The sequence below is a fragment of the Betaproteobacteria bacterium genome (assembly GCA_009377585.1).
Classification (GTDB): Bacteria; Pseudomonadota; Gammaproteobacteria; order Burkholderiales; family WYBJ01; genus WYBJ01.
Map to the genome: position 1 here is coordinate 74,551 of WHTS01000015.1, position 11,679 is coordinate 86,229.

Annotated in this window: 6 protein-coding genes and 1 pseudogene; 4 read left to right on the forward strand and 3 right to left on the reverse strand. The window is 67.6% G+C overall.

Annotated features, from left to right (window positions below; translation table 11 throughout):
• Nucleotides 1–119 precede the first annotated feature (119 nt).
• From GEV05_07720 to GEV05_07730, 3 genes are all read right to left on the reverse strand, one after another.
• The gene (locus tag GEV05_07720) at nt 120–1,424 is read right to left on the reverse strand and encodes a tripartite tricarboxylate transporter substrate binding protein (protein MPZ43272.1); all 1,305 of its coding nucleotides are present in this window, start codon (nt 1,422–1,424) and stop codon (nt 120–122) included.
• 72 nt (nt 1,425–1,496) lie between these two features.
• Nucleotides 1,497–2,126, reverse strand: a complete 630-nt coding sequence (locus tag GEV05_07725) for a response regulator (GenBank protein ID MPZ43273.1) — start codon at nt 2,124–2,126, stop codon at nt 1,497–1,499.
• Between the two features lie 7 nt (nt 2,127–2,133).
• Nucleotides 2,134–4,116 carry a PAS domain S-box protein gene (locus GEV05_07730; GenBank protein ID MPZ43274.1) on the reverse strand — a complete coding sequence of 661 codons (1,983 nt, stop codon included), beginning with the start codon at nt 4,114–4,116 and terminating at the stop codon, nt 2,134–2,136.
• Nucleotides 4,117–4,292: 176 nt separating this feature from the next.
• On the opposite strand from GEV05_07730, the gene GEV05_07735 reads away from it, so the two are divergent.
• The 4 genes and pseudogenes from GEV05_07735 (at nt 4,293) to GEV05_07750 (ending at nt 11,515) form a co-directional block, all read left to right on the forward strand.
• Nucleotides 4,293–4,838: a sigma-70 family RNA polymerase sigma factor gene (locus tag GEV05_07735; protein ID MPZ43275.1), complete on the forward strand. Its 546-nt coding sequence runs from the start codon at nt 4,293–4,295 to the stop codon at nt 4,836–4,838.
• A 108-nt stretch (nt 4,839–4,946) separates the two neighbouring features.
• Nucleotides 4,947–5,288 (forward strand): DUF1840 family protein, encoded by a 342-nt coding sequence (locus GEV05_07740; protein MPZ43276.1) that lies wholly within the window; start codon nt 4,947–4,949, stop codon nt 5,286–5,288.
• A 370-nt stretch (nt 5,289–5,658) separates the two neighbouring features.
• Nucleotides 5,659–8,574, forward strand: a pseudogene (locus GEV05_07745) (DEAD/DEAH box helicase).
• 1,780 nt (nt 8,575–10,354) lie between these two features.
• Complete coding sequence (locus GEV05_07750) at nt 10,355–11,515, forward strand: phosphodiesterase (protein MPZ43277.1); 1,161 nt, start codon at nt 10,355–10,357, stop codon at nt 11,513–11,515.
• Nucleotides 11,516–11,679: the final 164 nt, after the last annotated feature.

Here is an 11,679-nt window from a genome sequence, read left to right on the forward strand (position 1 = left end):
GGGGTCAGGTTTTGCATTTTGCAGATGCAAGGAGCAACACCTGACCCAATGTTCAGTGCACTTGGAGACGCGTGCTGCAAGATGAGGGCAGTTGAGAATCGCCGCACCCGCTCAGGCGATCAATTGAGCGAGATGCCCGCGGTCTTGACCACCTTGGTCCAACGCGCGATTTCCGACTTGACGTAATTGCCGAGGTCCTCCGGCGTGCCACCCACGGGCACGAGACCGTGGCCTGCCAGGCGCTCGCGCATATCGGCCTGCTGCAGCATGCGATTGACCTCGGCGTTGATCCGCGCGACGACGGGTCGGGGCGTGCGTGCCGGCGCATAGAGGCCGGAGCGCGGTTGAACGTCGGAGCTCGGCACGCCCGCCTCGGCCAGCGTGGGCAAGTCGGGCAGCTCGGGTACCCGCTTCGCGGCGGTCACTGCCAGCGGACGTATCTTGGCGCCGCCGCGAAGGTGCGGCAGGCATTCGGCGATGGGACTGAAGATCACGGGCATCTGCCCGCCCAGGAAGGCGACCAGCGCCGGCGCGCCGCCCTTGAACGGCACATCCTGCATCCGGATGCCCGCGTTCATCAGGAACAGCTCTGCGGTCAGGTGGGTGATGGTGCCTTGTCCAGCCGAAGCGTACTGAATGTGCTTGGGCTTCGCCTTGGCCATGGCGATGAGCTCCGGCACGGAGTTGGCGCCCAACGACGGCTGCACGATCAGCACGTAGAACGACTGCCCGACGGTGGCGATCGGCGCGAAATCCTTGACCGTATCGAACGGCAGCTTGGGATAGAGCACCGCGTTGGTGGCGAGCGACGCACTGGTGAACAACAAGGTATAGCCATCGGGCTGGGCTTTCGCCACCAGGTTGGTGCCCAAGGTGGTGCCGCCGCCCGGCCGATTGTCGACCAGGACCGTTTGTCCCAGGCCACCGGTGAGCTTTTGCGCCACGAGGCGCGCGACGATGTCCGTCGAACCTCCGGGGGCGAGCGGCACGATCATGCGTACCGGTCTCACGGGGTAGCGTTCGGCCTGCGCGGCCGCCGGCATCGACCATCCCGCCGTGGCGAGCGTTGCCGCGACGGCACAGGTCTTGACGGCGCCGGATCGCATCGGACCGGCGCCTGCTCTTGCACTGCCCCGCTTGACCGTCATCCTCGCCTCCTCCGATTGTTCACTCACCCAACGTGCCAGCGATCGGCGCGAATCCCATCCTTTCGCGGACCGAGAGCTTCTTGTTGCCTCCTCGCCTACCGCGTGCGTTCGGACCCGGAATCGGGTAAGGCGGTCCGTTTCGAATGCGCGAGAGCATCGGACTCGAACCGCCACCAGTAGGCCTTGACCGGGTCGAGCTCGATTTCGGTGCGGTTCTGGCTGCCGACGATGCGCATGCGTCAAAGTGTAGTGAGACGGCAAGGTCCGGGCAAGCATGCGTCATGGGCCCCTCCCCGAAAGAGAGGGACGCGCATCATGGAAAGCGGCTCGTCAGCCACTTTCCGGCCGTCAATAAGCCTTGGTCATCCCGCAAGCAATAGCCATCCGCACGAGATCGGCGAGCGACTGAGCCTGCATCTTCTCCATCGCCTTGGCGCGATGTACTTCCACCGTGCGCGTGGATAGCCCCAGCCGAGTCGCGATGGCCTTGTTCGGTCGCCCCTCGACCACCAGCGCCATCACTTCGCGCTCGCGCGGTGTCAAGGTTGCGAGGCGTTTGATCAGCTCGTCGCCATCCAGCGCCGCGGCCTCCACGCGCGGATCGGCCGAGCGCGCGAGCGCGCGGTGCACGGCGTCGAGCAGCGTCTGATCGTGGAAGGGCTTCTCGATGAAGTCGGCGGCGCCCGCCTTCATCGCCCGCACCGCCATCGCGATATCGCCGTGGCCGGTGATGATGACGATCGGGAGCTCCGCGCCACGGCTGCGCAGTGCTTCCTGCAGTTCGATCCCGCTCATGCCGGGCATGCGCACGTCGGCGATGAGGCAGGTGTCGGGGCGGGGTTCGTACGCGGCGAGAAAGCCCTTCGCATCGCCGAACGTGCGCGAGGCGAGTCCCACCGATCGCAGCAGCATGGCGAGCGAGTCGCGGATGGAGGCTTCGTCGTCGACCACGTAGACGAGGGGCTCGGAATTCGTCATGGGACGCTCACGCAATCGGCAAGGTCAATCGGAACACGGCACCGGGCTGGCTCGCGTCGGCCCACAGGCGCCCGCCGTGCGCATCGACGATCGAGCGGCTCAAGGCGAGCCCGATGCCGATGCCTTCGTTCTTGGTGGTGTAGAACGGCTCGAAGACCTTCTCGGCGGCAGCGGCCGAAAGGCCCGGGCCGGTGTCGCTTACCTGAATCTCGATCATGTCGTCGGACGCGCGGCCTGCCGATAGCACCACACGGCGCTCGTTCGCGCCCGCGGCATCGATTGCCTCGAGCGCATTGCGCACGAGATTGAGCAGCACCTGTTCGATCTGGATGGCATCGGCGAGCACTTTGGGCAGCTCGCCCGCACCGGCTGCGGACACGTCGGCCTCGTATTGCGCGGCCTCTCCGCGCGTGAGTCGCAGCACGTCGGCGAACAGCTCGTCGACGCCGATCGCCTGCAGGTGGCCTTCTTCCGAGCGTACGAACCCGCGCATCTTGCGCACAACGGCACCGGCGCGCTCGGCTTCGGTGGCCAGGCGCTGCATCGTATCCGCGGTTTCCTCAGCCGAAAGATTGCCGGCCCTGAGCAGCCGCAGGCTTGCGTTCGCATAGTTCGCGATCGCGGTGAGCGGCTGGTTGATCTCGTGTGCGATCGCGCTCGCCATCTCGCCCATCGACGCCACGCGTGCGACGTGCGCCAGCTGCTCGAGATGGCTGCGCGCCTTGTCCTCAGCGCGGCGCCGGTCGGTTACGTCGAGCACGACGTTGAGGCTGCCGATGTAGTGGCCGGCATGATCGAACTGCGGCTTGGGCGAGATCCACACGTGCAGCAGTTGGCCGTCCCTGCGCTTGAGCACGAGCGCATGCGGCTCGGCCCGGCCGGACTCGCGCGAACGATGCGATTCGCGCCAGGACTCCTGCATCTCGGGCACGGCCAACACCTCGCCGGTGCGTCCGATGAGCTCCGCGCGCGCATACCCGGTCATTTCGCAGAAGCGATCCGAGACGAACGCCATGCGCGCAGCGGCATCGGTGATGTTGACCCCTTCGTTCATGCCCTCGATCAGCATGCGATAGCGCTGCTCGCTCTCGCGCACCTGCGTCTGCGCGCCTTCGCGCTCGCCTTGCGCCGCCGCGGCGAGCAACGAGGTGACGCACAGCACGCCGAGAAACAGATAAAGGCTGCCGAACTGGGCGAACGTCTGCTCGGGCGCGATGCTCGGCATGATGAATGGGCCCATCCCCATCGCATGGAACCAGATCGCGATGCCGCCGCAGATGAGCAGCACCGTACTCGTATCGCGCAGCCCTAAGCGCAGCGCCGCCCAGAACGTGAATGGAAAAAGCGCGTAGGGCAGCGTCTCCGCGCTCATCGCCGGCGCGAGCCGGCCGCTGAAGACGAGCACCGAAACGACCAGGGTGCCGGCGTAGACGATCGCGCGCTCGGCGATCGAGCCGGCTTGCGGGCGCGACTGCGCGGCCATCCAGGTGAGCACCGCCGGCACGAGCAGCACGATGCCGATCGCCTCGCCGAGCGCGCTCACCTGCAGCAGTGCCACGCGCACGGCCGGATCGATTTCGGGCGACCACTCGCCGGTGAGCGCCGCTCGCGCCACATTGGCGAGCGGAATGACCGTCGCGCCGATCAGGATCAGCATCAGCACGTCGCGCAGGCGTTCGAGCTTCGGGCTCACCCGCAGCACGCGTTGCAGCAGCCACCATGCCAGCGCGATCTGCGCCGTGGTGACGATCGAGGACCCGAACGCCGGAACGAGCTCGCGGCCGCCCAGCAGCTCGTAGCCAAGCGCACCGAGCCATACGCCGGCCGCGGCTCGGATGCCGCTGTGCAGGCAGGCCGCGAGCCCCACGGCCGAGGCAGCCGACACCATGGGCGCGTCGGCGGCCACCCGCAACAGCAGCATCGCGCCTTCCGCTGCGGCCACGTAGGCGGCTGCAATGACGAGGGTCGCTATCCAGGATATCCCGAGCATGACACCACGTTAGCAGCAATCGCTGCGACCGGCACTACGTAGAAGTACCTAGCGCCGAGCCGGGGATACGTATTCGCCACAGGCGCTTTTCGTAGCGCTGCGAATGTTCCCATCGCCGCATGACCGGCACCATGCGTTCCATCGCGACATGACATCCGCAAGCGAAGGAGACGACGATGCGAGCCCTGGACTCCGAACTGTTGAAGGACCACACCCGCTACCTGACCGCCTATGCGCTGCGTCGGGTTTCCGACCGGAGCCTTGCCGAAGACCTGGTGCAGGACACCTTCCTCGCCGCCCTGTCGGCTGAGGTGGATTTCGAAGGCCGCAGCAGCCTGCGCACCTGGCTTACGGGGATACTCAAGCACAAGATCGCCGACGTGTTCCGGGCGCGCGTGCGTTTGCCGTTGAGCCTGGAGGCGTTGCGCGCGGCCGATGATGAACCGATCGAGCTCGGAATCGCGGCCAACGGCGAGCACTTCGACTTCGGCGGCGATCCGCACAAGCAGCTGGAGCACAAGCGCTTCTGCGAGGCCTTCCAGCGCGAGCTCGGCCGCATGCCAGAGCGAACGGCGGAGGCTTTCATGGCATCCGAGTTCACTCTAGCGGACAGCGACGAGGTGTGCGAACGCTTCGGCATGTCGCCCGGGTCGCTCTGGGTCATGCGCTGCCGCACGCGGGCGGCGCTGCGCCGGGTGCTGGCGCCGGCGCTCGCAGCGTAGTACGGGAACGGCGCGGGAACAACGCGTGCTCGAGCGGCGTCGAACGAGGAGTGCCTGCTATCATCGGCACGATCCGGATCCGATTTCGCTGCGACAGGAGGCGTCGTCATGCTGGTCACGTTCAGTACCAAGTCGCACGCGGACATCACCATGTTCGACCACGTGGCCGAAGCGCTGCTGCGCTTGATGGGGCAAAGCGGCGCGGTGCCCGGAGCGATCCTGGCCGCCGATATCCTCCCTGCGCTTGCCCGATTGAAAACCGCGGTTGCCGAGTCGGGCTCGCAGCCCGGACCGGCCGCTCCCGGAGCGGCGGAAGAAAGGCACGACGAGGAAGCGCCGCCGCCGGTGAGCCTGCGCCAGCGCGCGTATCCGCTGATCGGGCTGCTCGAAGCCGCCGATCGCGCCGAGGAGGACGTAACCTGGGCGCCCACTCGCAGCCCGCTGCTGTGATTGATTCATGTGTAAGCCAGGCGGTAGCCATTCGCGTGATAGCGGGAACCCGGTCCTTTTTGATCCTGGGCCCCCGTTTAGATCCTGGGCCCCCGTTTTCACGGGGGCGACGTAGTCCAAGATTGCCGCCACCGTGTTTTCGTTCAAATTGCCGCCACCGTGTTTTCGTCATTCCCGTGAAAACGGGAATCCAGGGGTTTTGATCCTGCGGCCCCGTTGTCAGGCGAGCGACGCGTTGGATGTTCTGCCTGCAGGCGCGAATCCCGGCCGACGTTCTCGAATGGTCCGAGGGCGCGGCGCATCGGGTCCGATCCGGTAGACTCACTATTTTGCTCGCGCCGGATACTGGTCGGCGCTACTTCAGCCGCTCGTGAATTCACCCGACCTCCCGTTCGATCCGCTGGCCGCGTTCCATCCCGCGGTCGCCGCCTGGTTCCGCACCACGTTTCCGGCTCCGACCGCCCCGCAGATCGAAGCCTGGCCCGCGATCCGTTCCGGCCGCCACGTCCTGATTGCCGCCCCGACCGGCTCGGGCAAGACGCTCGCCGCATTTTTGGCCGCGATCGACGAGCTGGTGCGCGATGGGCTCGAAGGCAACCTGCCGGACGAGACGCGCATCGTGTACGTCTCGCCGCTCAAGGCGCTGTCGAACGACATTCAGCGCAACCTCGAATGGCCGCTGGCCGGGATCGAGGCCGAGCTCGGCCGCCTGGGGCTGCCGCGGGTTCCGATCCGGGCGATGGTGCGCACCGGCGACACGCCGCAGGCCGATCGCGATCGCATGCGCCGCCAGCCGCCGCACATCGTGGTGACCACGCCCGAATCACTCTACATCCTGTTGGGCGCCGAGTCCGGGCGCAAGATGCTCGCCAGCACCCGCAGCGTGATCGTGGACGAGATTCATGCGCTGGCGCCGGACAAGCGCGGTTCGCATCTCGCGCTCACGCTCGCCCGGCTGGAGCGCCTGGCCGGACGGCGATTGAATCGCATCGGGCTTTCGGCCACGCAGAAGCCGATCGAGCTCATGGCCGAATTCCTGGTTGGCGCAACCGCCACCGAGCCCGCGACGATCGTCGATGCCGGCCACGTGCGCGGGCGCGATCTCGCCATCGAGCTGCCGCCCACGCCGCTGGAAGCGGTGATGTCGACCGACGCCTGGTCGCAAGTCTACGACCGGCTGGCGGCGCTGATCGAGGCGCATCGCACCACGCTCGTGTTCGTCAACACGCGGCGGCTGGCCGAACGCGCCGCGCGGCATTTGTCCGAACGCCTGGGTTCCGAGAACGTCACCGCGCATCACGGCAGCATGGCGCGCGAAAAGCGGCTCGACGCCGAGCAGCGCTTGAAGCGCGGCGAGTTGAAGGCGTTGGTTGCCACCGCATCGCTGGAGCTCGGCATCGATATCGGCGACGTGGATCTCGTGTGCCAGCTCGGATCGACGCGCACGATCTCGGCCTTCCTGCAGCGTGTCGGCCGCGCCGGGCACTCCGTGTCGGGCACACCGAAGGGAAGATTGTTCCCCAGCTCGCGCGACGATTTGCTGGCCTCGATTGCGCTCATCGATTCGGTGCGCCGCGGCGAGCTCGACCGCCTGTCGATCCCCGAGAACCCGCTCGACGTGCTGGCGCAGCAGATCGTGGCCGAAGTGGCGTGCGGCGAGATCGGCGAGGACGAGCTCTATGCGCTGGTGCGCAGGGCGCATCCGTTTCGCACTCTCGCACGCGAGTCGTTCAACGAGGTCGTGCAGATGCTCGCGCAGGGCTACACCACTCGGCGCGGGCGGAGCAGCGCTTACATCCACCGCGACGCCGTCAACCGGCGGCTCACGGCGCGGCGCGGGGCGCGGCTCACCGCGATCACGAGTGCGGGCACCATACCCGACACGGCCGACTACGACGTCATCCTGGAGCCCGAAGAGCATCGCGTCGGCACGGTGAACGAGGACTTCGCCGTCGAGAGCCTGCCGGGCGACATCTTCCAGCTCGGCAATACCTCGTACCGGTTGCTGCGCATCGAGGCGGGCCGCGTGCGGGTGGAGGACGCGGCCGGGCAGCCGCCTACCATTCCGTTCTGGCTGGGTGAGGCGCCGGCGCGTTCCGACGAGCTGTCGCAATCGGTATCGCGCCTGATCGAAACGATCGGCGGCCTGATCGAGCGCGGCGGGCGCGAGGCGGCCTTACACTGGCTGACGGCCGACGTGGGGATCGGGGCTTCGGCGGCCGAGCAGGCGGTCGACTATCTCACCGCCGCACGCACGGCGTTGGGCGTGCTGCCCACGCTCGATACCATCATCATGGAGCGCTTCTTCGATGAGTCGGGCGGCATGCAGCTCGTCATCCATTCCCTCTGGGGCAGCCGCATCAACCGCGCATGGGGCCTGGCGCTGCGCAAGCGTTTCTGCCGCCAGTTCAACTTCGAGCTGCAGGCCGCGGCCACCGAGGATGCGATCGTGCTCTCGCTCGGCACCAGCCACAGCTTTCCGCTGGAGGATGTTGCGAGCTACCTGCATTCGGCGTCGGTGCGGCCCGTGCTGGTGCAGGCGCTGCTGGCCGCGCCCATGTTCACCACGCGCTGGCGCTGGAACGCGACCATCGCGCTCGCGCTGCCGCGTGCACGTGGCGGCAAGAAAGTGCCGGCCCAGCTGCAACGCATGATCGCCGAGGATCTGCTCGCCGCGGTCTTCCCCGATCAGCTCGCCTGCGCCGAGAACATCGTCGGCGAGCGCGAGATTCCGGACGATCCGCTGGTGAAGCAGACGATGGATGACTGCCTCACGGTCGCGATGGATGTCGACGGACTGGAGCGCCTGCTCGCCGCGCGCGAGGCGGGAAACATTCGCGTGATCGCGAAGGACGTGACCGAACCGTCGCCGCTCGCCGGCGAGATTCTCACCGCGCGCCCGTATGCGTATCTCGACGACGCACCGCTGGAGGAGCGGCGCACGCAAGCCGTGATCGGCCGGCGCTGGCTCGATCCGGAACGCGCGTCGGACCTGGGCAAGCTCGATGCGGACGCGATTGCGCGCGTGCGCGAAGAAGCCTGGCCCGGCGCCGAGAGCGCCGACGAGCTGCACGACGCGCTGCTCTGGATGCACGCGTTGACGCAGGCCGAGATCGATGCGACGCCGGGGTGGGATGCGCTGCTGGATGCGTTGCGGGCGCAACGGCGGGTGACACGCCTCCTGGTGCGCGCGTCGACAGACGCCCCTCTCCCTTCGGGAGAGGGGCTGGGGGTGAGGGACTGGTCGATCCTTCCCTCACCCTCGATCCCTCTCCCGGAGGGAGAGGGAAGGCAGGCGTTCCCCTCTGAGGGAGAGGGAAGGCGGGCGTTCCCCTCTGAGGGAGAGGGAAGGCGGGCGGACCCCCCTCTCCCTCCGGGAGAGGGGTTGGGGGTGAGGGATTTCCGCCTCTGGATCGCAGCCGAACGCCTGCCCGTCTGGCAGGCCGCGCTCCCCGGTGTTACCGCCGATCCTTTCATCGACGTGCCCGACGAATTCGCCCGCGTCGCCTGGGAACGCGAAACGGCGCTGGTCGAGATCGTGCGCGGGCGGTTGCAAGGGCTCGGACCCGTCACCGCGGCTGAGCTCGCCGATTCGCTCGGTATCGAGATCACCGCGATCGATGCCGCGCTGCTGCGCCTGGAAGTCGAAGGGTTCGCCATGCGCGGCTCGTTCACCGGCACGGACGCAGACACCGAATGGTGCGAGCGACGGCTGCTCGCGCGCATTCACCGCTACACGGTGAAGCGCCTGCGCGCCGAGATCGAGCCGGTGAGCTCGGCCGACTGCATGCGCTTCCTGCTGCACTGGCAGCACTTGTCGGTCGAGTCGCGCATGAGCGGGCCCGACGCCGTGGCCGTCATGGTGGGCTTGCTGGAAGGCTTTGAGGCACCCGCGGCGGCGTGGGAGACCGAGCTGCTGCCGGCGCGAGTCGGCGACTACGAGCCGGAATGGCTGGACGAGCTGTGCCTCAAGGGGCGTGCGGCGTGGATGCGGATGTCGCGACCGCGTCCCGAGCCCGATAGCGGCCCCGCGGGCGGCTGGCCGGTTCGGGTCACGCCGATCGCGCTGCTGACGCGGCGCAATTTGCCGACGCTCGCGAGCCTCATTCAGCAGACGGAATTGCCGCCGCTTCGCTCGGGCGCGCGCGCGGTCTATGACTATCTGGATTCGCATGGCGCTTCGTTCTTCGACGAAATCGTGGGCGGATCGGGTTTGCTGCGCACGCAGGCGGAAGAATCGATCGCCGAGCTGGTCTCGGCTGGGCTCGTCACCTCCGACAGCTTCATCGGATTGCGTGCATTGCTGCTGCCGCTCGACCGGCGCAAACCCATCGCGGGCGGGCGCCGGCGCCGGCGCTCGGCGCTCTTCGGCGTCGAAGACGCCGGGCGCTGGACGCTGACACGACGCTCGACCCGCACGGCCGCTTCGGGCGACAGCGCCGATCCGGTGGAGCAGGTCGCACGCCTGCTGCTCAAGCGCTACGGCGTCGTGTTCTGGAAGCTCATCGAGCGCGAATCGACCTGGCTGCCGCCGTGGCGCGATCTGCTGCGCGCGTATCGGCGCCTCGAGGCGCGCGGCGATATCCGGGGTGGCCGCTTCGTCGCCGGCTTCTCCGGCGAGCAGTTCGCGCTGCCCGAAGCGGTAACGAACCTGCGCGAAGCACGGCGCGCGCCGCGCAAGGGCGAGTTCGTTGCCGTATCGGCGGCGGACCCGCTGAATCTCTGCGGCATCCTCACCCCGGGGCCGAAGATCGCGGCGCTCACCGGCAATCGCATTCTGTATCGCGACGGGGTGCCGATCGCGTGGTCCGCGGGCGGCACGATCGCGTTCGCGCCCGAGCTCGATGCATCCGAGCAGAATGCAGCACGCAATGCGCTGATTCGGCGCCATGCGCTTGCACCCGCGCTCGGTTTTCTCGCTTGAGCACGCGGTGTTCGAGCTCGTCGTTGCCTCCCCTCTGCCTTCGGGAGAGAGGCCGGGGAGCTCCCCTCTCCCTCCGGGAGAGGGGCAGGGGGTGAGGGAGTTTTCTCGCCACGCTGAATCCGCGATAGCATCGTAGTAACCAATGCGCTTACCCGATTACAACGGCGGCAGCCTGCTCAATCTGATCGCATCGCTTGCCGCTGCACGTGGCGCCCGCGCTCGCCATCCGACGCTGTCGGCGCTGCCGCCGGACCGGCTCGTATCCGCGCGCAACCTCGTCTTCCTGCTCGTCGACGGCCTCGGCTACAACTATCTCACCGATGTCGGGCGCGGCGGTGCGCTGTGCGAGCACCTGGCCGGCAAGCTGACTTCCGTCTTTCCGTCGACGACGGCGAGCGCCATCACCACCTCGTTCACCGGACGCAGCCCGCACGAGCACGGCCTGACCGGTTGGTTCACCTGGTTCTCCGCGGTGGACACGATCGCGGCGCCACTGCCGTTCCGGCGTCGCGGGGACGACAAGCGGCTCACCGACCTGGGCATCCGACCGGCGCAACTGTTCGACGATACGCCGAGCATCCTCGACGCGATGGATTGCCGCCGCATCGTCGTCTCGCAGCGGCGGATCGTCGATTCGGACTACAGTCGCCACTTCGGCGGTGGTTCCGAACGGCGCGGCTACGACCATCTCACCGAGCTGGTGGGCGCGGTGGTGGCGGCGGTGCGCTCCGGTCCCGAGCGCAAATACATCTACGCCTACTATCCCGAATTCGATTCGGTCGCGCACAAGCACGGCGTGGGAAGCGCCCAGGCCGCGATGCGGTTGCAGGCAATCGATGCGGCGTTTGCGGAGTTGTTGCGGCGGCTGTCGGGCACCGATACTGCGCTCGTCGTGAGCGCCGATCACGGCTTCATCGATACGCCGGCGCACGAGGCGCTCGAGCTCGAGCGCTACCCCGAGCTCGCCGGGATGCTCGTGCGGCCGCTGAGCGGCGAACCGCGCGTGGCGTTCTGCCATGTGCGCCCGGGCCTCGCTGGGTCCTTTATGGCGAAAGCGCGCGACATGCTGAACGAGTACATGGACGTGCTGCCGAGCAGCCGGCTGGTCGAAGAAGGATGGTTCGGACCGGGTGTGGCGCATCGATGTCTCGCCGAGCGCGTCGGCGACGTGGCGCTGGTGATGAAGCGCCATGCCATCATCAAGGATCATTTGCCGGGCGAGAAGCGCCATACGCTGATCGGCAACCACGGCGGCATCACCGAGGACGAGATGCTGATTCCGCTTGTCTTCGCTCGGCTTTGACCGCCGAGGCGAGCACCACACTACCCTGGCGCTTGGCACTGAGAACCACACTACCCCGCCCAACCACACCACCCCGCCCGCTGCGCGGGCACCCCTCCTCGTGAGCAGTATTAGCCCGCAGGCGGGCAGGCGCGGCTAAGAAACCTGGTTGGGTTTCTTGAGAG